This window comes from Rheinheimera sp. (assembly GCF_037442525.1).
Taxonomy (GTDB): domain Bacteria; phylum Pseudomonadota; class Gammaproteobacteria; order Enterobacterales; family Alteromonadaceae; genus Pararheinheimera.
This window is the reverse complement of record NZ_JBBIQD010000008.1, coordinates 73,066-95,012: the sequence shown is the minus strand read 5'-3', so window position 1 is coordinate 95,012 and position 21,947 is coordinate 73,066. Positions and strand designations below refer to the sequence as shown.

Genomic DNA, 21,947 nt, shown 5'->3' with positions numbered 1-21,947 from the left:
AATGGGGCCCAAACGCCCCTGCAACAAGCAGTAAAAATTAAAAAGGGCACGCAGCTTATGCAAAATGTGCCCTGTTCGCAATGAATTTGTGAATGCTGGTGTTAACTGATTTTAAATTTACCGACCAGACCAAACAAAGTATCGGATAACTGCTTAATTTCCGACGATAACCGATCATTGTTACGGGCAATATCGCCGGCGGCACTGGCCTGATCATGCAATGCATACAGGTTTTTGGTAATTTCCTCCGACACCAGCGCCTGCTCTTCAGTCGCAGAAGCCGTCTGAGTTGCCATATCATTTACCCTCAGGGACGATTGCTGCAATTGCACAAAGACCTGTTCCGCTTCAGCAAAACTGCTGACAGTGCGGTCTGCATTGGCTTTGCCACTGTTGATCGCACTAGACGCTTCATTGACCCGGCTCTGTAAGGTCTGGATCATCTCCTGAATATGGTTGGTGCTTTGTTGGGTGCGCGACGCCAGAGTCCTTACTTCGTCAGCCACCACCGCAAAACCCCGGCCCTGCTCACCGGCACGAGCGGCTTCAATAGCCGCATTCAGGGCCAGCAGGTTGGTTTGTTCAGCAATACCACGGATCACATCCAGCACCGAGGCGATATTGCCAGAACTCTGTTCCAGCTCCGAAGAACAAGCCAGCGCCAGATCGACGTCCTGCGTCAGTTTGCTCATCCGCTCAGTCACACTGTTGACAACCACAATACCGGCTTCGGCATTGCGTCTGGCTTCATCGGCTTCATGGGCAGAATCCGTCGCCACCTGTGCCATTTCTTTGTTGGCCAGCGTCATCTCATGCACTGCACTGACAATAGAATCGGATGCCACATTCAGCGATTTGGTAATTTCATTGGTTTTCAGCGCCGACTCCGACAGCACAGAGGTCAGCTGGCTCAACTGAGAGGCTTGTTGCAGCACCGACGCAATCAACTGACACAGATTGGCGACAAAGCCGTTAAACTGCGCGGCCAAATCCGCAAATTCATCTTTGGAACTGGCATCCAGCCGGGCTGTTAAGTCGCCATCGCCCGAGGCAATTTCGGCCAGGCGGGAAGTCAGCTGGTTGATTTGATCGGTCAGCGATTTTGGTACCGCATAGCTGAACCAACCGGCAATCAGCAAAATCAGCGCACTGATGCCATAACTGCTGTTTTGAAACAGGTTGATATCAGAGGTCAGTTGCTTCTGTTCCGCAATAGAGGTACTAAGCGCCGCTTCGCCAGCTTTATCCAGTACATCCCGCAACTCTGCAAACAGCTGCTGTTCCTGCTGCTGCAGCTCTGCAGGCACAGCCCCTGCATGGCTGGCCTGCAATAAGGCCTCTCCTGCCGTCAGCCAGCTTTGGAAACGACTGTCAAAATGATTAAACTGCTGTGCAATCTCCGGGTACATACGCAAGTAATTCAGGTAGTCGCCAAAGCGCTGTTTCACCTGAGCCGCATTGTCTGCAAAATCCTGTTCCAGGGCTGCGGCGTCACCCTGTTTCGCCATATGCTGGGTACTGGCGAGCTTGGCCTGGTACAAATCCCGGTCTGCATTGAGCACTACTGAGATGGCTTTAAGGAAATTCTCTGCCTGTAAATCCAGAGCGCGGCTTTGCATCGACGACAGGTAGCTGAACAAAGACACCACCACAATTAAAGTCAAAGCAAGGATCAGCATAGGTAAACTGCTTTTAACCCGGATACTATGAAGATTCATAATGGAACTCACTGATTGGCTGAAAAAACTACGTACTGCTAAGTATTGATAGCAGAATGAGTTTTCGCAAAAGCACCTGACGCAAAATCTTTGTAGAAAAATCAGGACAGGACTTTTAAGATGCGCTGAACCTGTCGCCCCAAGCCAGCACAACCACAGAGGATAGGATGAAAACTGCAGTCATTACCGGAACCAGCCGGCGTTTAGGCGCCTACTTGGCTGAACAGTTAAGCCTGTCGGGTTACCGGGTGGTTGGCCTGACCCGACAGAAGAATCCAGCACAGCAGTTTATGACTCAGTTTGAAGTGGATTATCAGTGCAGCCGTTCTGTGTTGCAGGTGACACAGCAGCTGGCACAGCAGTTCAGTACAGTGGACCTGCTGATCCATAACGCCTCCCTGTTCGAAAAAGATGCGGCTCATCAGCAGGATCTGGCTGGCTTTTATCAGGCGTTGTTTGCCATACATATGCAAATGCCGGCGCTGCTGAACCAGCAGTTGTTGCCATTACTGCAGGCCAGTGGTGCCGGTACTATTATCCATATCACAGATATCTATGCCGACAACCCAAATCCTGCTTTTGCGCTTTACTGCAGCAGCAAAGCCGGGCTGGAAAATCTGATGAAGTCTGCCGCCAAGGCGTATGCGCCTGCAGTCCGGGTCAACAGCATTCAGCCGGGCCCTATTCAGTTTTTACCTGAACACAGTGCAGAGGAGAAGCAGCAGGTGCTACAACAGACCTTAATTGCGTCTGAGGCAGGTTTCGAGCCAATTCTCAAAGGCGTCCGTTTTCTGGTCGATAACCCATTTGTCACCGGTCTCAGCCTGAAAATAGATGGCGGCCGGGCTTTGGGGAAGTGACAGCGAGTCAAGCCAGAGTTCAGCTTTCACACTGTCCGGTGCCAGCACTTTGGCCAGATAGGGCTCGGTCAGCACAGCTTGCCAGTCAGGGTTAAATTCGTGCCCGGCCCAGAGGATATCCAGATCACAGCTGCGATCTTTTTTGCTCCGGTCTGGGTCCGTTCTGTCTCTGCCCAGACAGGTTTCAATCCGACACAACTGCTGTTTCAGCTGTTCAGCTGTTTCGTCCGCAGAGATCCAGCATAAGGCATTGATAAAACGCCTGTCGGACTCAACCAGACAAGCTTCGGTATATACCCCGGGAAAGTAGTACAGGCTGTGATAGCGCAGCAGCAGATGTTCAAGGGCCAAAGGGGTGTTTTGTTCTGGCGCAATATTGCCGCCGAGCGACAACAAATACAGCATCAGCACGTTGCTCCGTTCAGGCGGTTCAGATCAAGCCGCTGGCCCTGCCAGGCAAAACCGGCAAACTCCCGGGCAGCCAGTTCTGAAAACCCAGCCCAGTGGTCCTCATAACTCATCAGAAAAATTCGTTTGCGCAATGCTTCGGGGTAGTGCTGTAACAGGCTGGAGATGGGTGCATGTACAGGGTTCCAGTCGGCCAGGGTGCAATCATGAAAAATCCACCGCACAGCTAACTGTTCCAGCAGCTCCGGCAGCACCAGGGTGTCGCCGCTGTAAAACACCGAGCCATTAATTTCAATACCAAAACAGGGTTTGCCCGGTGTGTGTGTCACAGGATGCAGCCGGTACTGGTTACCAGCGAACTCAAACTGGTTGTGTTCAATCCAGCAGACCTCGAAATAATCCTCCAGCTCACACTGCCCTTCACCATTGCGGCCTAACGAGCCTTTTAATGTCTGATGCCATAACTCGTCATACAGCTGTGGCTGCAGGTAAAGCCGGACTTTGCGTTTGAATTTATAACGTCCCTCATTGGCCAGCCGTTCCAGACCAAACACATGGTCGGCATGCACATGGGTGATCACCACTGCATCAATGTCCTGCAGGGTCAGCCCCTGGGCAAACAAGGCGGGTTTAATGGTGTAACCACAGTCCAACAGCAGGTTGCCCTGTGCGGTGCGCACCAGGGCATTGTTGTTAAACAGGGTGTCGGCTTCGGAATGACCACAGCCGAGGATCAGTAATTCGTTTAGTGCTGTCACTTGTACGTCCGTTCACGGGCGTCTGCAGAATGGCTGGCAGTGTATCACCAACAGGTGGCTGCGAAAAAACCGAAAATGATGCTGTACCTAAGTGCTATGGATTTTTTTTGCGTCACAGCGTATCACTGCAGTCCAAGGTACAAAAAAGGACACCCCATGAAAACATTAGCTTTTGCCCTGTTGCTGGGCTCAGTACAGGCGGCGCCGTTGCCCAAACTGCAGCTGGATTTAAGCCAGACCACTGTGTCCGGTTTATCCAGTGGTGGTTACATGGCCGCCCAGTTTCATCTGGCCCACGCCGACTGGGTCAAAGGTGCAGCCATTGTGGCCGCCGGTCCGGTGTACTGCGCGCAAAATAACTTGCTGACGGCACTGGATCACTGCATTCACAAAGTCGATTCCGCAATCCCACTCGATGCCATTAATCAACAACTGAACGACTGGATGACCCAAGGAAAACTTGCAGGTAAAACACAACTGGCTCAGTCCAGAGTCTGGTTATTGCATGGCAACAAGGACCAAAAAATTCACCCTGACGTAGCAGCCGGGCTGTATCAGCAATACCAGCAATGGCTGCCTGCCGCCCAGCTGAGCTATGTGTCTGACAAGCCCTTTGCTCACCATATGCCCACCCTGAATGCCGGGTCCGACTGCGCAACCTCCGAAGCACCTTATCTGGGCAACTGCAACTATGATGCAGCCGCTCAGGCCCTGGCCTTTATCCTGCCTGGCTTTCAAGCCGCCACCGCTGAAGCGGCAGGCCAGGTGTACCCGCTGGCACAACACCAAATAGCCGGTGACGCCGCAGCAACCATGGCGGAGCAGGGGTATGTCTATATTCCCAAAGCCTGCGCCGAAGGTGAACCTTGCCGGCTGCATATCAGCTTTCATGGTTGCAATCAGGCTGCTGAAGCGGTGCAGATGGCCTATGTGGAGCAGGCCGGTTTTAACCGCCACGCCGACAGCAATAAGCTGGTGGTGCTCTACCCTCAGGCCAGAGCATCGAAGCTGATGCCGCTGAACCCGCAGGGCTGCTGGGACTGGTGGGGCTATACCAATGCAGATTACGCCACCAAGCAAGGGCCGCAAATTCAGGCGGTGGTGAAACTGGCCCAGGCGTTAAAAGGCTAAACGCCGATGTCAGGTTTTGTCCGTAGCGGCGGGGTTTACCCCGCTTTTATCACGTTGTATTCGCCACTACTGATAGTTACGGCTCACAATGCCACAAAAAACCGGTCGCTGCGCGGTAAATAATAGTGATCCGGATTAAAGGACATCACTACCATTTCGCCTCTGCCAATAATTTCCTGACGTGGCACCAAACCAATCACCCGCGAATCCGCACTATTGTTACGGTTGTCCCCCAACACCAGATAAAAACCGGCCGGAATACGCAGAGGCTCGAAGCTGGAAAGGCCAGAACGGTGCTGAGTCAGCCGGATCTCATGTTTCACCCCAAGTAAATTCTCCTGCCAGTCTGCGCCTTGTCCCGGCTGGTACAATAAAGCCTGACCATTGATACGCAACTCGTTATCCCGCATTTCCACCCAATCGCCCGGCATCCCCACCACCCGCTTCACCAGCCTGTTGTTGGCCGCTTGCGATTCAAAAATGACCACATCGCCCCGTTGTGGATCCGCCAGTCTGACCAACGAATGACCGGTAAATGGCAGTTGGATATCATAAGCCAGTTTATTGATCAGAATACGATCACCTTCTTTGATGGTGGGCTGCATAGAGCCGGACGGTACATGGTTCCAATCCGCGACGGCACTTCGAAACACAAACATCAGCGCCATACAAAACACAAAAGCCCAATGTTCACGCCAGAACTGTTTTACCTTTTGCATAAAAATTCTCCTGTAAAGACCTGAACTTTGGTCTGCTGTCTGCGCATTTAGTTGCGCAGCCGCCTGCACAAAATTGTTACCAGATTTTGCCAGCCTCAGTTCCTCCCTTTAAAATGGCCCCACAGAGCAGACAGCAGGAGAACAAAATGCCGCATGCGGTTATTTTCGATATGGATGGAGTGCTGATTGACTCTGAACCTTACTGGACAGAAGCAGAGCAACATATCTTTCAGCAATTGGGGGTTCGACTGCCACCCGAAATCACAGCGCAAACGGCGGGCATGAGTACCAAAGCCGTCACTGCCCTCTGGTACGCACACAGTCCCTGGACAGGCATGACACTGGCCGAAGCTGAGCAGGCGGTGATTGATTATGTCGCCCGGGCCGTGCTGGAGCGGGGCCAGGCTAAATCCGGTTTATTACCACTGCTCGATCGGCTCCGGGCGCAGAATATTCCGCTGGCCGTCGCCACCAACTCGCCGGCAACACTGATGCACACTGTGCTCGATCATCTGAAAATCCGTGATTATTTTCAGGCGCTTTGCTCGATTGAAGAGGTCAGCCAGGGCAAACCCCAGCCAGACATCTATCATCTGGCCGCAGAGCGGCTCGGCGTTCCAAGCCGCCACTGTCTGGTATTCGAAGATTCAGTCACAGGAATGACGGCTGCGTTGGCCGCCGGTATGCAGGTCATAGCGCTGCCGGCTGAGCATCACTGGCACAAAGCCGATTACCAGCAGGCGTTGACCAAAATCCGCAGTTACCATGAGTTACCTGCTCAGCCTGCCCAGTGGTTGCAGCTCAGCGCTGTTGGCTGATCCGCACCTGCACCGCCTGATAGGAACAGTAAGCTGTGCTCTGGCTGTTGCGCTGATACTGGCCAAATGCCAGTTGACTCTGGCTTTGTAGCTTTAAGCTCAGCAGATAACCCGTCTTTGGTTCCTGCGCCTGCAGCTCAGGTTGGCCAGTCTGACAGAACTGACCGGCCAGCTGTCGGTACTGGTCGTGTTGCAGCCAGTCCAGCCGCTGCAGCTCTGTGGCAGCAGCCCTTTGTTTTGCCGCCGGACGGGCCTGCTTCCAATCAGCAAACTTTATCCGTAACTGGCCGTTGTTCAACTGCAGCTCATCATCACGGCTCAGGTAATGGCTGGTCATGACCAGCGGCTCGCCTTCAGTGTTGTCCTGTTTTTGTGCAAGCACATAGACTCCGGCAGCCCCTGTTACCCGCATTCGGACCTGCTCAGGCTGACCTTGTGGCCAGCCGACCAGCAAAGCAGTGGCTTCGTCCACACCAAAGCCAAACTGGCTGCCACTCGACTGCAGCAGCTGCATTAAACGCCCTTGCCGCCCCCGCTCAGAAAAATGCGTATCCAGCACCCCATAACGAAACAGCCCCAAACCTCCAGCAGGCCGGTAGGTCAGGTGCTCGCTGCTCAGTCCTGCCGGGCAGGACTGGTCGATGTCACAGCCTTCATCCGGTGCCGCTGCGGCCACGGCGCCAAACTGCAAGGCCGCCCTGCTGCTGCCGTTACTGATCATCGGCACCGGCTGCCCTTGCCAGATGCCTCCGGCCATCACGGCGGTACCAGCACTGGTACCGGCCACTATCAGCCGGCCTTGCTCCACTTGTTGCCTGATCAGCGCAAGTTCGGCGCTGGTTTCGCCATTTTCTTCTAAAAAGGCCGCCAGCGTCAGACTCTGGTTGCCGCCGTTAAAAAACAACGCATCCGCCCCACGGATTTTGTCCAAAGCGGCTGCAGAACCTGCCATACAGAACTGCTGAAACTGCTGGTATAAATCCGGGTAAACCGCCGATCTGCGGTAGGTTTGATGAAGCTCTGCCAAATACTGGTCGAGTTGCTGGCAGCCATTCCTGTCATTCGTGGCGCTTTGTTGAGCCTGTTGCCAGGCGGCATTCAGCGGCAGCCACTCCACCTCAGCACCGGCCTGACGAAAGAGCTCCAGGTAAAAGTCGACGGCTGCAAAGGGATCCCGACTGGAAGCCGTCAGCACCAGCAGCTTTGGCTTATCTGGACTTTTACTGATTTTAGCTGCCTGTTCAACGATTTTTCTGTAGATTTCCACACTGAATTTATCTTTGCTATCGGTCAGACGAACCTGTTCACGTTGCCGCCCTGCGCCGGGCTGATCCGGCGAGATCCAGGCCGGCTGTTCCAGCTGATCCAACAGCAGGTTGAATTCAGCATCTGACAGCTGGGCCACCAGCCCGTCGCCCAACAGGCGAAGCAACTCTGCTTTGGTCAGTACTGATGCCCGCTGCGTCTTGGGCAATTGCGCTAACCCTTGGAGCAGTTGTTGTTTCACACTGGCACGCCGGTCGGACCAGCCTGACCAGGTTGCAATGCGCTGCTGCGCCTCGCGGCTCCAGCGGTAAGACAACTGGTGCAGCGCTGCCGCGTCAAAACTGAGGTCACCTGCACAGAGCGACGGAGTCATCGAGCTGCAAGTGCTCAGGCCACCTCCAACCAAAACCATTGAATAATCTGGGAAATTATCTGCAGCCTGCAGCGGCAATACAGAAAAACACCCCAACAGGCAGCTGCGGCTGAGGCGGGTTTTGAATGGGCGAATCATTGAGAAATTCCTGCTGGATTTTTGCTGTTTTTTTACAACTACTACCAATGCCGTGTAAAAATCCAGCACTTTTTTTTCTGAAACCCGACTTGACAATCAAAGCAAAAAACAGGGATTCTTCTGCCACTTGCCCATCACGGGCCTGACTTTTTGGTAGCGATATGCTGAAAAACGCGTTTAGTTTGAGCAGTTATCACTACTCGTCCTACTACCTTTCTGAGTGGTTTAACGAGTAGACACCAGCTTCACTTTGGGTGAATGCCGGCGTCTTGCCGTTTTCTTACGTTTTTTTATTTACACCAAGACAGGATGATCAGATGGCTGCTGACGCTGTATGCGTGTTGCGTCCCGTTTGATGTCCGCCCACAGGACAGGATGATGACTACAAAAACCTCCGTTCAGACCAAAGCAGTCGCGATGCCGGATGCTTTTGTTATTTTATTTTTTATTATGCTGCTGGCAGCGCTGGCGACCTACCTGATCCCGGCAGGTTCATTCGAACTGCTGGAGCCTGCTGCCAGCAGCGACAGCGCCGTTAAACCCAAAGCCAAAATTGACCCAAGCAGTTTTCGTCTGGCCCCTCAAGACAGTGGCGGCGTGCCGCTGTTTGCCGAGGGCGGTGGCATTGGTTTTTTCAATTACGCCTTTGAAGGCATGGTGTCCGGTAACAAATGGGGCTCTGCCATAGGGGTGATGGTTTTTATTCTGCTGACCGGTGGCGCCTTTGGCATTCTGATGAAAACCGGCGCCGTCAGCCATGGCATTGTCGCGCTGATCGACAAAACCCGCCGAATGGAATTTGTCTTTATCCCTTGCCTGTTTTTGTTGTTTTCGCTGGGCGGTGCTGTATTTGGCATGGGCGAAGAAGCCATCGCCTTTTGTATTCTGCTTTGGCCTCTGATGCTGGCCTTAGGCTACGACGCCATCACCACTGTGCTGGTCACCTACGTTGCGACTCAAATTGGTTTTGCCACCTCCTGGATGAACCCTTTTAATATCGCCATCGCTCAGGGCATTGCTGGCATTCCGCTGTTTTCCGGCAAAGAATTCCGCCTGCTGATTTGGTTCTGCTTCACCTTGTTTGGCACCATGTTTACCATGAGGTATGCCGCCAGAATCAAAGCACAACCACAAAGCTCCCTGAGTTTTGCCTCGGATGAGCAGGCCAGAACGCAACACCAGCTCAGTGTCAGCAGCCAGTTCAACCGGCTGGACAGCCTGATCCTGCTGACATTTTTCGCAGGTTTGGCCTGGATTATCTGGGGCGTCACCAGCCGCCAGTATTACATTCCAGAGCTTGCCAGCCAGTTTTTTACCATAGGTATTCTGATTGCACTGGTGGCGGTACTGGGCAAACGCATGACGGTCAATGAAGCCGCAGATGGCTTCAAACAAGGTGCGGCCGAGCTGTTACCAGCGGCCATGATCGTCGGTATGGCCAAAGGTATGGTCCTGCTCCTCGGCGGCGACAGCCCGGAGAATCCTTCTGTCCTCAATACGCTGCTGTACCACTCGGCCGCTGTGCTGACTGGCCTGCCGGAGTACCTGTCAGCCTGGCTGATGTTGTTGATCCAATCCGTAATTAACTTTTTTGTGTCGTCCGGTTCAGGCCAGGCGGCGCTGACCATGCCGCTGATTGCCCCCCTGTCAGACCTGATTGGTTTGTCCAGGCAAATCGCGGTGCTGGCCTTTCAGTTGGGGGATGGCCTGACCAACTGCATTATCCCCACCTCCGCCGCATTGATTGGCTGTTTGGGGGCTGTGCGGCTGGACTGGGCCCTCTGGCTGAAATTTGTCTGGCGCCTGCAGCTGTGGCTCTTTGCACTCGCCAGCCTGACCATGCTGGTTGCCGTGTTCATCGATTTCCAATAAATCACTCTGGCCTGAGGATAGTCCATTGAATTCCATCATTTTAATTAAAAACGCCCAAATCTACGCCCCCAACGCGCTGGGCCGGCAGGACTTGGTGATTGCTGGCGGTAAACTCTGTGCTTTGGGACAGGATTTTTTACTGGCTGGCAGCAACCTGCCTGTCACTGTCATTGACGGCAGCGACCAGATCCTGGCGCCGGGTTTTGTCGACTCCCTGGTGCATTTTATCGGCGGCGGTGGCGAAGGCGGTTTTGCAACACGCACCCCGGAAATGCAACTGACAGACGCCACTCTCGGCGGCGTCACCACGGCCATAGGTGTGCTGGGCACAGATGCCACCACCCGAACTCTGAGCAATCTGCTGGCCAAAGCCCATGCTCTGGACAGTGAAGGCATCAGCACCTGGTGCCATACCGGCTCGTATCAGGTGCCGTGCCGCACCCTGACCGGCTCTGTGACCGATGATCTGATCCTGATCGATAAATTTATCGGGGTTGGCGAAATTGCCATCAGCGACCATCGCTCGTCCCAGCCCACCACTGAGGAAATTCGCAAAGTAGCGGCCGCCGCCCGGGTCGGCGGCATGCTCGCAGGCAAAAGCGGGATAGTCAGTGTGCATATGGGGGCCGGCGAGCGCATACTGCAGCCGATTTATCAGGCTCTGGCTGGTACTGAGCTGCGAATTCAGCAGTTTTACCCCACCCATATGAACCGCAACAGAGCCGTGTTTGACGCGGGCCTGGAGTTTGCCCGTCAAGGGGGGGTAATCGACTTCACCACCAGCACCACGGCTTACGATTTGCAGCATGGCGAAGTGGCCGCCGCCGCCGCTTTGGCCGAAGCCCTGGCGTCTGGCATCGCACCAATGCAGCTGACCATGAGTTCCGACGGCAATGCCAGCCTGCCGGTGTACAGCAGCGATGGCGAGCTGCTTGGGCTTGAAGTCGGTCAGGTGCGTAGCCTGTTCCAGGCCGCACGACAGGCAGTCACCGACCATGGGGTGGAACTAAGCCAGGCCTTGTGCAGCATCAGCGCCGCTCCGGCTCAGGTGCTGGGTCTGAAACAAAAAGGCCGCATTGCCACTGGTCTGGATGCCGATCTGGTCTTGTTACGCGCCGATGATTTACACATTGATTCAGTGCTCGCCAAAGGGCAGTTATTGGTGCAGCAAGGCCTGCCCCTGGTAAAAGGCACCTTCGAAAGGGTGAAGACCGGGACCTGTTGACGCAACAGCTGACATACTTTGTGCTATAGCTGAAAAAAACCGGCTTGACTTCTGTTGAAGCTTCAGCCAACGTAAATAAGAGTCCAATTTTTCAACTGACAGGAGAGCAATATGCAACGTTGTGCTGCAAACCCGCGTAGCTACTATTGCTCTACCTATTACCTTTCCGAGTGGTTCAATAATTAGTCTGTCTCTGCCAGTAGCAGAGACAGACTGTTTACGTCTTCATTTCTGATCAGACTTAACCAGTAAACTGCGTGTCGTGGTGGCTTTGGCCTTGAAGGCGCTTTGCCGTGCCGATTTCACCCAGGACAGATCCGTTCTCTGACTAGTGGCTGCTTTGCCCGATTTAAACAACAGATTGCCAGCAGGCAACAGTCAATCCAGAGGAACGTCCGATGTTAACAAGCAACATGAAGCTGAATAAACTCTCCGCCGCCAGCTTGCTGGCTTTATGCCCTGCACTGCTACAGGCTCAGCAGGCCGCACCTGCAGAACCTGAAGTGGAAAAAATTGAGGTCACTGGCTCCCGTCTGAAGGGCGTGGATATGGAAGGTGCCAATCCGCTGCAAATTTTTAGCAAAGATGATTTGCAAAAACGGGGTTATGAATCCATAGGCCAGTTTTTGCGCGACCTGCCACAGGCATCCAGCGCCGGTACCTTTACCGATAACGGTGCCGTGGGCGGTGCGGATGGCTCACCTGCCGGTGCGGCTGGCGTCAGCCTGCGTGGTTTGGGTTCAAGCTCCACTCTGGTGCTGGTCAATGGCCGCCGCGTGGCAGTGGATTCGTTTTCAAATGGCTTTGACTCCTTTGTCAACGTCAACTCCATTCCGTTGTCAGCACTGGAGCGGGTGGAAGTCCTGACCGACGGAGCGTCCTCCGTGTACGGTTCTGACGCCATTGCCGGGGTGATCAACTTTATTCTGAAAAAAGACATGCAAGGCCATGAAGTATCAGTGTCATACGGCGATGATTTTGCCAGCAGCGACTTTTCCAAAACCAACCTGACCTACACAGGTGGCTTTGCCACCGCCAACAGCAATACCACTCTGGTGGTCGATTACGCCGACCGCAATGCCTTGTTTAACCACGACCGCCCCATCAATGTGACCCTGCTCTCCAGTACCCGCGTGACTATTGATGGCCGCGACTACGCCGAACCCTGGTGTGGCGATGCGACCAGCAATGGTGGCAGCCGCTGTCAGTACGACTATGTCTCCCAACGCGCTATTCAGCCAGACAGTGAGTCGTTGGGCCTGACACTGAACCATGTGACGCAGCTGGGCAACAACAGGGAGTTTTTCTCAGAAGCCATGTACCAGCACAATACCGGTTCCGCCTATGACGCACCGGGCGCTTTTGATGTGCGGGTGTCTGCAGGTTCGGCCCTGGTGCCGCAATGGGCGCAGGCCATTGATGCGCAGGACGGGCAGCAGAACCAAATCCGTGTGCGCTCCCGCTTCCCTGAAATGCGTATTCAGGACTATGACACCAGCAGTTACCGCCTCTTGGCTGGCCTGCGGGGAGAACTGGGCGACTGGGCCTGGGAGTCCGCGGCCATCTACGGTAAAACCGAAAATGAAATTACCCATGTCTCAGGTTATATGGGCCGGGATAAAGTCGCTGCAGCCCTCGCCAATGGCCAGTTTAACCCCTTTGATCTGGGTGCAGGCAACAGTGCAGAGCAAATTGCTGCCTTGCGTGAAGCTGCGCCAAGGCTGGGTGAATCCGAAGTCTATTCACTGGATTTCACCTTAAATGGAACGCTGTTTGATACGGTCAGTACCGTCTTTGGTGCCGAATACCGTGGTGAAGACATCTTCGACCGCCCGTCAGAGATTGCCGTGAATGACGGTGTCTTTAACCTGGGCGCCAGCGACGCCGCCGCCGACCGTACGCAATACGCCACTTATGCCGAATTTAATCTGCCCGTGACAGAGCAACTCGACCTGATTGGTGCACTGCGTTATGACCACTACAGCGATTTTGGCGGCGACGTCAATCCAAAACTGTCAGCCCGTTTTCGTGCGACCGACGATCTGATCCTGCGCGCCTCCTGGAGCACTGGCTTTCGGGCGCCGTCCCTATCGCAACTGGGTGCAGGCACTTCATTAGGCACCGCCTATATTAACTGCGGTGCAGGTGAAGCCTTCGATGCACTTTGTGGCACTGCGGGGGCCAGTTTGGGTGAACTGGAACTGGACCAGGAAACCATCGGTAACCAGGGGCTGGATGCCGAACAATCTGAGGCGGTGAATCTGGGTCTGTCCTGGAACCTGACTGATGATCTGAACCTGACCCTCGACTACTGGCGCTACACCCATGAAGACATTGTGGATGTGGACGCCAACACCACCTTAAAAGCCTGTGTCAACGGCTCAGCCCCTGTGGTGGACAGCATAGCCCAGCTGGGTACTGCTTTTGGTTGTGTGCTGGATGCAGGCGGTGACTTAACGTTTTTGCGCACCGGCTTCTTTAACGTAGGTGCACAGGAAACAGACGGTATCGACTTTAAACTGGATTACCGCATTGCCACCCAGTCTTATGGCGACATTAAACTCTACGCGTCCGGCACCAAGACCTTGTCGTACGAGCGGCAGCTGAATGCTGAAACCCCGAAAGAAGATCTGTTGGGTAAACTGAGCGGCGCCAATGAAATTGCCCGCCCTGATTTTGTCGCCGACTTTGGAGCTGAATGGTCACGACAGGACTGGTCTGCCAGCCTGGGCGCGCATTACATCAGCTCTTTAGGCGACGGTGACTTTAAGTTTGATAACGACACTGTGGCTTCGTGGCTGATTTTTAATGCCAGCCTGGGTTATGACATCAACGCCAATCAAAGTCTGTTGTTCAGCGTGCGCAACCTGACTGACAAAGAACCCCCCTACGCTTCGTCACCAACCAATGGCTACGCCTCGTCCGTACACGACTGGTACGGTGCTACCTGGACCTTGCGTTACAGCGTGAAATTCTGATTTCTTACCTGGGAGTTTGAGGCCTTCGGGCCTCTTTTTTCCAGGCAAGCTGAATTTCAGCTTTCACAGCATAAAAAGCAAAAAGCCAGCATTAAGCTGGCTTTTTCACTTTTCATCCGAAGGATGGTGCCCAGACCCGGAATCGAACCAGGGACACGCGGATTTTCAATCCGCTGCTCTACCGACTGAGCTATCTGGGCAAAAAAGGTTACTGGTGCCGCTTATCCGAGTCGAACGGATGACCTACTGATTACAAGTCAGTTGCTCTACCAACTGAGCTAAAGCGGCGCCTTGAACAAGGCCGTGACAGGATAAGCACCAATCACAAAAATTCATGGTGCCCAGACCCGGAATCGAACCAGGGACACGCGGATTTTCAATCCGCTGCTCTACCGACTGAGCTATCTGGGCAACGGGGGGTATTAAACGGATTTCGCCGAATCAAGTCAACTTATTTTTGTTACAGCAGATGAGTTCGCTTAAATCCTGAGCAAAGCGGGCAAAAAATCATAGTTTTGCCCGCCAAATCAGTATTAATTGGCCGATGTGTCCAGCGCTGGAAATGATTTTACCAGCTGATCCAATTGCTGCATCTGCGCCAGATAGGCTTCCAGTTTATCCAGAGGCAAGGCACAAGGGCCATCGCATTTGGCCTGGTTTGGATCCGGGTGGGCTTCAATAAATAAGCCAGCCAGGCCCAGCGCCATACCAGAGCGGGCCAATTGTGCCGCCTGAGCACGACGGCCATCAGCTGAATCACTGCGCCCGCCCGGGCGTTGCAGCGCATGGGTGGCATCAAAAATCACTGGCGCAAACTGCTTCATATCGTCCATGCCCAGCATGTCCACCACCAGGTTGTTATAGCCAAAGCTGGACCCCCGCTCGCAGAGGATCACTTTTTCATTACCCGCTTCTTTAAACTTGGTCAGGATATGACGCATTTCATGCGGGGCCAGAAACTGTGGTTTTTTTACGTTAATCACAGCACCTGTGGCGGCCATTGCAATCACCAGGTCGGTCTGGCGTGCCAGAAAAGCGGGCAATTGCAACACATCCACCACTTCCGCCACTATGGCCGCCTGGTAGGGTTCATGCACATCGGTAATCAAGGGCACATGAAAGGTCCGCTTAATTTCTTCAAATATCTTTAGCCCTTCTTCCAGGCCAGGGCCCCGGTACGAATGCACGGAAGAGCGGTTGGCCTTGTCAAAGGACGCTTTAAATACATAAGGAATCCCGAGTTTTTCAGTGACTTTGACATAATGCTCAGCCACCTGCATCGCCAGGTCACGCGACTCCAGCACATTCATGCCGCCAAACAGCACAAAGGGTTTATCGTTGGCCACTTCAATAGCACCAACAGCAACAGATTGAATTTGACTCACCTTGTTTCCTTCAGCCGTCATACGGCCTTTTAATGTAAAGACTGAGAATAACAGGACAACTGGCGGATTTGTTGCTGGATTTGTTCATTCAGCGGGTCATCCGGTCGTTGTTCCACAAAATACTGATAATCGGCAATGGCTAAAGACCAGTGATCCAACAGCTCGAGGATCAAGGCCCTTTCCCGGCGTAAATACGGGTCGTCAGGTTTCTGACTGAGCAGGTGTTGCACTATCGCCAGCACTTTCTCTTTTTCACCGGCCAATAAAAATAGCTGTTTCTGCTGCTGCCACAGCTGCAGTTCCAGTTGACTGAAACTGCAGGGTAACTGGTCCAGCTCGGCAGAAAGGCTGCTGGCCAGGCCATTTTCTGGTTTCAACAGGCATTGCCATTGGCCGGACACAGGATCCAGCCATATCTTCTCGGCATCAGACAAGCGGACCTGCAATAACAACTGCTGCTGATACCAAAATGGCTGCACCTCCAGACCGGACAGCAACAGCATGTCCGCCAGGATCAGGCTTAATACCAAAGGTTCAGCTTCCCGTTTGAGCAAGGCGTGGTGAATTAATGCAGGTTCGGCCAGACGGCTCAACCTGAGTTCACGCTGCGGTGGTGTAAACAGCGCCTGCCGGTAAAACAGCTGCAATACCGCGTCAAAACGGCTCATCAGGCTACCCTGAACCGGCAGCTGTGCACGCAGTTGCTGCCATTGCAGATGCGCCTGTTCGATCACTAGAGTGTCAGACCATTGGGCTTCGATCCGCAGCCATAATTCAAGCTGACTAAGCGGACGAATGTCCGCGGAATGAGGTAAAGACATCGGCAGCGGCAAATTAACCAAAAAGTACGGGTGTTTTAGTCACAGCAACCTTGGCCACCATCACTAACCAGCTCAAGGCACCTAAAAAGGCTAACCAGCGCAGTACCAAAGTGCGGCCTTTTAACGCCATAAAAGCCAGCGCTATATACGCCAGCACACCAATCAGTTTGTCGGTCAGCCAGGGGGTTTGAAACGGGTACTGCTGGATAGTCCACATCAGGCCTACAGCCGTCAACAGCAATAAGGTATCAATGAGGTGCGGTGCAATTTTAAAAAACTTGTTCTGCAATACGGCCGGAGCTTTCAGACTTAATAAGAAACGCACCACCAGAAAAGCCACACTCAGGGCTACAAACAGCATATGTGAATGTTTTAATGCCATATACATCAGGAAAACTCCTTGAATTGAACGACCGAACCGGGCAGCGACGGCTAAACACAGACCCAGGTGGAAAAAAACCACCCGAAGGTGGTTGTACACAAAACTGCCAGCGGAGGGCTTCGGATACCTTACTCTTCGTCTGGGTATTTTTGCAGTATTGCTTCCAGTTTGTCGACCCGGCTTTTAAAAATTTGCACCAGTTTGGGGTCAAAATGTTTGCCAGCTTCGCTGTCGACAAAAGCCAACACCTGTTCCAGCGTCCAGGCCGATTTATAACAGCGGCGGTGGCGCAGCGCATCATACACATCGGCCAAGGCAGCAATACGGGCGTATAAGTGAATTTCTTCCCCTTTTTTGCCTTCCGGATAACCAGTGCCATCCCATTTTTCATGGTGGTCGCGGGCAATCACTGCGCCAGCCTGAATAATAGTGCGTTTGGAGTTTTTCAGGATCTCATAACCAATACTGGAGTGGGTTTTCATCACTTCCCACTCCTGATCCTGCAAGCGCATCGGCTTATTCAGTATGCCATCCGGAATCCCCACTTTGCCGACATCATGCAAAGGCGAAGCAAACATCAGCTTTTCGGCTTCTTCTTCTTCCAGACCATAAGCTTTGGCCAGGTCATAACAGATAAAGGCCACCCGTTTTACATGGTTGCCGGTTTCAATAGAGCGTTGCTCCACAGCTTCGCTGAGGCGATAGACTATTTCACGTTGGGTGTCTTCAATTTCGTTTTGCAGCTGCACGTTTTCATAGGCAATCTGCACATTTTGCGAAAAGAGTTCAATCAGACGCTTTTGCGTATCGGTAATCTGATTAGGCAAACCCGACACATAAAGCAACGAGCCGGAGGTAAATTTACTGGTGCAATACGCCACCAGGTAGTTATCCCGGTACACAATACTGCGACTGGCTAACGCCTGCTTAAAAGCTTCCAGTAAGGTGGCATCCAGCACCTCCTGAATGGCTTTGCCTTCTTTGCGCTCAAACTCCCCCAAACCGGCAAACACAATCAACCTGTCCGGGTCAGCGTCATCATTTAAGGTACCAGCCACCAGTGAGGAATTGGCTAACAGCGCATTGTCATTGCAGCCCAGAATAGACGTCAACTGCTGCAATACTCCATCAATAAATTGTTCCATCGAATGGGAAGAAAACAGGTTTGCAGAGGCCGAGATAATTTTCTCCAGCCCCTGACGGCTATGGTCAATCGACAAAATATCGCGGTAGGACCTCAAACTGCTCATCACCACAGTAAACAGCTTTTGTGCCGTCAGTTCAGTTTTGGATTTGTAATCGTTGATATCGTAGTTGACGATCACCTGCCGCTCCGGCGCCTGACCTGGCTGGCCGGTGCGCAGAATAATACGTACATAGTGGTTATGCAGTTCTTCACGGATATAACGGGCCAGCAACAGACCGGCGTCATCACTTTCCATCACCACGTCGAGCAGAATAATAGCGGCATCCGGGTGCTGGGCAATCAGGGTTTTCGCTTCCCGGCCAGAATAAGCGCTGACGAACTCCAGATTTTTCCCCTGAAAAGAAAAATCACTCAATGCCAGTTTGGTGACTGCATGCACTTCAGGTTCATCATCAACAATCAGAACTTTCCAACTGCCCCGATTCGGACTGACAACCACTTCCGGCTCATCAGCAAACAGAAAATCATTGGCCATCTATCACTCCTTCCCCACCGCATCCAGGTCCCGCGTTGTTTATTTATATGCGGTTATCGGGCAAGGGTCAAAGCAAAGTCGTTGAAATGGATAAATTTTATCAAGCAACCCACAGCCCACCGCTGATCCGCCACTGGCCGCCGTAATCCCGAACCGACTGGACCTGCCGGAAGCCTGCCTGTTGCAACAACTGCTGTACTGCGTCAGCCTGCTGATAACCATGTTCCAGCCACAGCCAGCCCTGTAGGCTCAGGTGTTTGGTCGCGCCTTGAATAATTTGCTGAATATCGGCCAGACCAGCACCGGCGGCCACCAATGCAGTGCGGGGCTCATAGGCGACATCGCCCTGGCTCAGATGCGGATCAGTTTCATCAATATAAGGCGGGTTGCTGACAATAAGTTCAAACTGCTGGCCTTGCACTGCAGAAAACCAGTTACTTTGCACAAACTGACAATTCGTCAGTTGCAACTGTGCGGCGTTGTGTTGTGCCAGGGTCACGGCCTCTGGCTGCAGATCCAGCCCGGTCAGTTGCCAGTCGGGCCGCTCTTTGGCCAAAGCCAGTACAATGGCCCCTGTGCCTGTGCCTAAATCCAGCACACGGGCTTGTGCGGGCAAGGTTAACTCCAGGGCTTGGCGCACCAGGGTTTCGGTATCAGGCCTTGGGATCAGGGTGCAAGGGGCGACCTTCAACTGAAAATCCCAGAAGTACCAATACCCCAGGATATAAGCCAGAGGTTCCCCCTGCAGCCGCCGCTGCAGCGCAGCAGTCAACCGGCTGTCCAGTGCCGGATCCAGCGGCTCGTTTTCGCGCAGCACCAGCTGTGTGGCCGACCAGCCGGATAGCTCCTGCAGCAGCCGCCTGGCCTCCTGACGTGCATCGACCGGCACTGGGCCGGTCGATACCAGGGGGTGCAACGCGCTGCTGGCCTGCAGCAGCCACTGCCGCACTGTTTGCATCAGTTATTTTCTTCCGACAATGCTGCCAATTGGTCAGCCTGATACTCGTGTTTCAGCGGGTCAATCACCTGCTCCAGTTCGCCTTCCATCACTTCGTTCAGCCGGTAAATGGTCAGGTTAATCCGGTGGTCGGTTAAACGCCCCTGCGGGAAGTTATAGGTGCGGATCCGCTCGGAGCGGTCACCACTGCCGACCAAGTTACGGCGGGTGGTTTCTTCGGCAACACGACGTTTTTCATCTTCGGCCGCCTGAATACGGGATTGCAGTACCGCCATAGCCCGGGCGCGGTTTTTATGCTGTGAACGTTCGTCCTGACACTCCACCACTATGCCTGTGGGTAAGTGGGTGATCCGGATCGCGGAGTCCGTTCTGTTGACGTGCTGACCACCGGCGCCTGAGGCGCGGTAGGTGTCCACCTTTAAGTCAGCCGGATTGATTTCAATGGCTTCGCTTTCCGGAATTTCCGGCATAATAGCCACAGTACAGGCCGAAGTATGCACCCGCCCTTGCGATTCAGTGGCAGGTACCCGCTGCACCCTGTGGCCGCCCGATTCAAATTTCAGCGTGCCGTAGGCGCCCTCGCCCTGCACGCTGGCGATAATCTCTTTGTAGCCACCGTGTTCACCATCGTTGCAGCTGACCACTTCCACTTTCCAGCGCTGACGTTCGCAAAAGCGGCTGTACATGCGAAATATGTCACCGGCAAAAATAGCGGCTTCGTCACCACCGGCACCGGCCCGGATCTCAAGGAAGCAGCTGTTGCCGTCATTGGGATCTTTTGGGATCAATAAAATCTGCAGTTCAGCATCGAGCTGTTCAATCCGTTCCTTGGCCGCCTTAAACTCATCCTGCGCCATCTCGCGCATATCCGGGTCTGAGTCTTTCATCATCTCTTCGGCGCTGACTAAGTCATCCTGCGCCTGACGATAGGCATTAAACGCCTTACTGATGTCCTCCAGCTGGCTGTATTCTTTTGACAGTTCGCGAAAGCGATTCTGGTCACTGATAACACTGGCGTCGCTGAGCAAGGCCTGCACTTCTTCATAACGCTCTACCAGGCCTTCGAGTTTACGATACACAGAGTCTTTCATTCGGTTTTGATACCTGTTACAGATCCAGCAAACTGTGGATCAGGGTTTGTTGTTGAGGTTGTTCATCCTGCAGCAATTGCCGCAAGGCTTTGGTTGGCGCATGCATCAGCCGGTTAGTCAGTTTCCCCGCCAGTTCAGTCACCACTTTTTCCGGGTCCTGGCCTGCAGCCAATTGTTTCAGCGCTTTGGCGGTCAACTCGTCCCGCACCGCTTCGCCTTTGTCCCGGTAGTTTTTCACCCAGTCAAGCTGACCATGCAAGGCCAGCCACTGGCTGAACTCCAGCACACCGGCCTGGATCATCTGCTCCGCCTGAGCCGCTGCTTCCTGCCGGTTTTGCAGGTTCTGCGCCACTATGCTTTGCAGGTCATCCACTGTATAGAGGTATGCATCTTCCAGTTCAGCAACCTGCTCTTCAATGTCACGTGGCACCGCCAAATCGACAAAAAACATCGGTTTGTGCCGGCGTTTTTTCAGCGCCTGTTCCACCATGCCCTTGCCAACAATAGGCAAAGTGCTGGCGGTGGAGCTGATCACCACATCGGCATTGGCCAAAGCGTTTGGCACCTGGCTTAAACTGACCACGTCACCGCCAAACTGCGCCGCCAAAGCGGCTGCCCTGTCGTACGAGCGGTTCGCCACCGTCATTTTTTCAGCGCCTTGCTCCAGCAAGTGTTTCGCCACCAGTTCTATGGTTTCACCTGCGCCAATCAGCAGCACTTTGACCTTACCAAGCTGGCCAAAGATCTGCCGCGCCAGACTGACAGCCGCAAAAGCGACCGACACGGCGCTGGCGCCTATATCGGTTTCAGTACGGACTTGTTTGGCCACCGAAAAGGTTTTCTGGAACAGCCGTTCAAACTGTGGGTTAATGGTACCGGCCTGCCGTGACTGGCTGTACGCCTGCTTCACCTGACCCAAAATTTGCGGCTCACCCAGCACTAAAGAATCCAGGCCACAAGCGACGCGCATCAAATGGCTGCTGGCCTGTTCGCCCTGATACAGATACAGGTGTTGGTTCAACTCGCTGCTGTCGAGCTGATGGAATTCACTTAACCAGCGAATTACCTGTTTCGATTGTTCCGGGCTGCCGTTAAAATACAGCTCAGTTCTGTTGCAGGTGGATAAAATCACCGCATCACTGACCTGAGTCAGTGATGTCAGCTCACGCAAGGCATCCAGAATTTGCTCAGGTGCAAATGCCACCTGCTCGCGTAATGCGACCGGGGCAGTTTTGTGGTTGATACCTAAAGCAAAAATAGCGATTCACCTGTCTGTACAGAGTGGGTTCAGCCACTCAGTCCTTATAATGAGGGCGAATTGTACGAAAAAGCCCGGTTTAAAAAAAGCATAGAGAAGGAATTAA

At 53.5% G+C, this 21,947-nt stretch carries 19 protein-coding genes and 3 tRNA genes; 6 read left to right on the top strand and 16 right to left on the bottom strand.

Annotated features, from left to right (window positions below; all coding sequences use genetic code 11):
- Positions 1-101: 101 nt before the first annotated feature.
- Positions 102-1,718 carry a methyl-accepting chemotaxis protein gene (locus tag WKJ03_RS12845; RefSeq protein WP_337842612.1) on the bottom strand — a complete coding sequence of 539 codons (1,617 nt, stop codon included), beginning with the start codon at positions 1,716-1,718 and terminating at the stop codon, positions 102-104.
- Between the two features lie 167 nt (positions 1,719-1,885).
- Here WKJ03_RS12845 and WKJ03_RS12840 point away from each other — a divergent pair, with 167 nt between their 5' ends.
- Positions 1,886-2,578, top strand: a complete 693-nt coding sequence (locus WKJ03_RS12840; RefSeq protein ID WP_337842611.1) for an SDR family NAD(P)-dependent oxidoreductase — start codon at positions 1,886-1,888, stop codon at positions 2,576-2,578.
- Here WKJ03_RS12840 and WKJ03_RS12835 read toward each other — a convergent pair.
- Positions 2,459-2,983, bottom strand: a complete 525-nt coding sequence (locus tag WKJ03_RS12835; RefSeq protein WP_337842675.1) for a 2-amino-4-hydroxy-6-hydroxymethyldihydropteridine diphosphokinase — start codon at positions 2,981-2,983, stop codon at positions 2,459-2,461. The two genes, WKJ03_RS12840 and WKJ03_RS12835, sit on opposite strands and share 120 nt — an antisense overlap.
- Positions 2,983-3,744 carry an MBL fold metallo-hydrolase gene (locus WKJ03_RS12830; RefSeq protein ID WP_337842610.1) on the bottom strand — a complete coding sequence of 254 codons (762 nt, stop codon included), beginning with the start codon at positions 3,742-3,744 and terminating at the stop codon, positions 2,983-2,985. The genes WKJ03_RS12835 and WKJ03_RS12830 overlap by 1 nt, the downstream gene beginning before the upstream one ends.
- A gap of 156 nt (positions 3,745-3,900) precedes the next feature.
- Here WKJ03_RS12830 and WKJ03_RS12825 point away from each other — a divergent pair, with 156 nt between their 5' ends.
- Entirely contained in the window at positions 3,901-4,875 is a 975-nt protein-coding gene (locus WKJ03_RS12825; protein WP_337842609.1) for a PHB depolymerase family esterase, read from the top strand.
- Between the two features lie 83 nt (positions 4,876-4,958).
- Here the strand turns inward: WKJ03_RS12825 and lepB are convergent, their stop codons facing one another.
- Positions 4,959-5,594: a signal peptidase I gene (gene lepB, locus WKJ03_RS12820; RefSeq protein WP_337842608.1), complete on the bottom strand. Its 636-nt coding sequence runs from the start codon at positions 5,592-5,594 to the stop codon at positions 4,959-4,961.
- A gap of 146 nt (positions 5,595-5,740) precedes the next feature.
- On the opposite strand from lepB, the gene hxpB reads away from it, so the two are divergent.
- Positions 5,741-6,412 carry a hexitol phosphatase HxpB gene (gene hxpB / locus WKJ03_RS12815; protein ID WP_337842607.1) on the top strand — a complete coding sequence of 224 codons (672 nt, stop codon included), beginning with the start codon at positions 5,741-5,743 and terminating at the stop codon, positions 6,410-6,412.
- On the opposite strand, the gene WKJ03_RS12810 is transcribed toward hxpB, so the two are convergent.
- Both WKJ03_RS12810 and WKJ03_RS12805 read right to left on the bottom strand, forming a co-directional pair.
- Positions 6,396-8,090, bottom strand: a complete 1,695-nt coding sequence (locus tag WKJ03_RS12810; protein ID WP_337842606.1) for a cyanophycinase — start codon at positions 8,088-8,090, stop codon at positions 6,396-6,398. The two genes, hxpB and WKJ03_RS12810, sit on opposite strands and share 17 nt — an antisense overlap.
- Before the next feature lie 16 nt (positions 8,091-8,106).
- On the bottom strand, positions 8,107-8,316 hold the full coding sequence (locus WKJ03_RS12805) for a hypothetical protein (protein ID WP_337842605.1): 210 nt from the start codon (positions 8,314-8,316) through the stop codon (positions 8,107-8,109).
- A 251-nt stretch (positions 8,317-8,567) separates the two neighbouring features.
- Between WKJ03_RS12805 and yfcC the strand changes: the two genes are divergently transcribed.
- The 3 genes from yfcC (at position 8,568) to WKJ03_RS12790 (ending at position 14,264) form a co-directional block, all read left to right on the top strand.
- Positions 8,568-10,061: a putative basic amino acid antiporter YfcC gene (gene yfcC, locus WKJ03_RS12800; RefSeq protein WP_337842604.1), complete on the top strand. Its 1,494-nt coding sequence runs from the start codon at positions 8,568-8,570 to the stop codon at positions 10,059-10,061.
- 25 nt (positions 10,062-10,086) lie between these two features.
- Positions 10,087-11,286 (top strand): beta-aspartyl-peptidase, encoded by a 1,200-nt coding sequence (gene iadA, locus WKJ03_RS12795; protein ID WP_337842603.1) that lies wholly within the window; start codon positions 10,087-10,089, stop codon positions 11,284-11,286.
- A 398-nt stretch (positions 11,287-11,684) separates the two neighbouring features.
- Positions 11,685-14,264 (top strand): TonB-dependent receptor, encoded by a 2,580-nt coding sequence (locus WKJ03_RS12790; protein WP_337842602.1) that lies wholly within the window; start codon positions 11,685-11,687, stop codon positions 14,262-14,264.
- Between the two features lie 124 nt (positions 14,265-14,388).
- Here WKJ03_RS12790 and WKJ03_RS12785 read toward each other — a convergent pair.
- From WKJ03_RS12785 to hemA, 10 genes are all read right to left on the bottom strand, one after another.
- Positions 14,389-14,464: transfer RNA gene (locus WKJ03_RS12785), tRNA-Phe, on the bottom strand.
- A 12-nt stretch (positions 14,465-14,476) separates the two neighbouring features.
- Positions 14,477-14,552 (bottom strand) — tRNA-Thr (locus WKJ03_RS12780).
- Between the two features lie 47 nt (positions 14,553-14,599).
- Positions 14,600-14,675 (bottom strand) — tRNA-Phe (locus WKJ03_RS12775).
- A gap of 122 nt (positions 14,676-14,797) precedes the next feature.
- Complete coding sequence (kdsA, locus tag WKJ03_RS12770; RefSeq protein WP_337842601.1) at positions 14,798-15,649, bottom strand: 3-deoxy-8-phosphooctulonate synthase; 852 nt, start codon at positions 15,647-15,649, stop codon at positions 14,798-14,800.
- A gap of 29 nt (positions 15,650-15,678) precedes the next feature.
- Positions 15,679-16,470: a tetratricopeptide repeat protein gene (locus WKJ03_RS12765; protein WP_337842600.1), complete on the bottom strand. Its 792-nt coding sequence runs from the start codon at positions 16,468-16,470 to the stop codon at positions 15,679-15,681.
- 13 nt (positions 16,471-16,483) lie between these two features.
- Positions 16,484-16,858: a SirB2 family protein gene (locus WKJ03_RS12760; RefSeq protein WP_337842599.1), complete on the bottom strand. Its 375-nt coding sequence runs from the start codon at positions 16,856-16,858 to the stop codon at positions 16,484-16,486.
- A gap of 122 nt (positions 16,859-16,980) precedes the next feature.
- Positions 16,981-18,534 carry a DUF3369 domain-containing protein gene (locus tag WKJ03_RS12755; protein ID WP_337842598.1) on the bottom strand — a complete coding sequence of 518 codons (1,554 nt, stop codon included), beginning with the start codon at positions 18,532-18,534 and terminating at the stop codon, positions 16,981-16,983.
- Positions 18,535-18,634: 100 nt separating this feature from the next.
- Positions 18,635-19,492 carry a peptide chain release factor N(5)-glutamine methyltransferase gene (gene prmC / locus WKJ03_RS12750; RefSeq protein ID WP_337842597.1) on the bottom strand — a complete coding sequence of 286 codons (858 nt, stop codon included), beginning with the start codon at positions 19,490-19,492 and terminating at the stop codon, positions 18,635-18,637.
- Positions 19,492-20,583, bottom strand: coding sequence for a peptide chain release factor 1 (gene prfA / locus WKJ03_RS12745; RefSeq protein ID WP_337842596.1), 1,092 nt, complete (start codon positions 20,581-20,583; stop codon positions 19,492-19,494). The genes prmC and prfA overlap by 1 nt, the downstream gene beginning before the upstream one ends.
- 16 nt (positions 20,584-20,599) lie before the next feature.
- The gene (hemA, locus tag WKJ03_RS12740; RefSeq protein WP_337842674.1) at positions 20,600-21,841 is read right to left on the bottom strand and encodes a glutamyl-tRNA reductase; all 1,242 of its coding nucleotides are present in this window, start codon (positions 21,839-21,841) and stop codon (positions 20,600-20,602) included.
- Positions 21,842-21,947 lie beyond the last annotated feature (106 nt).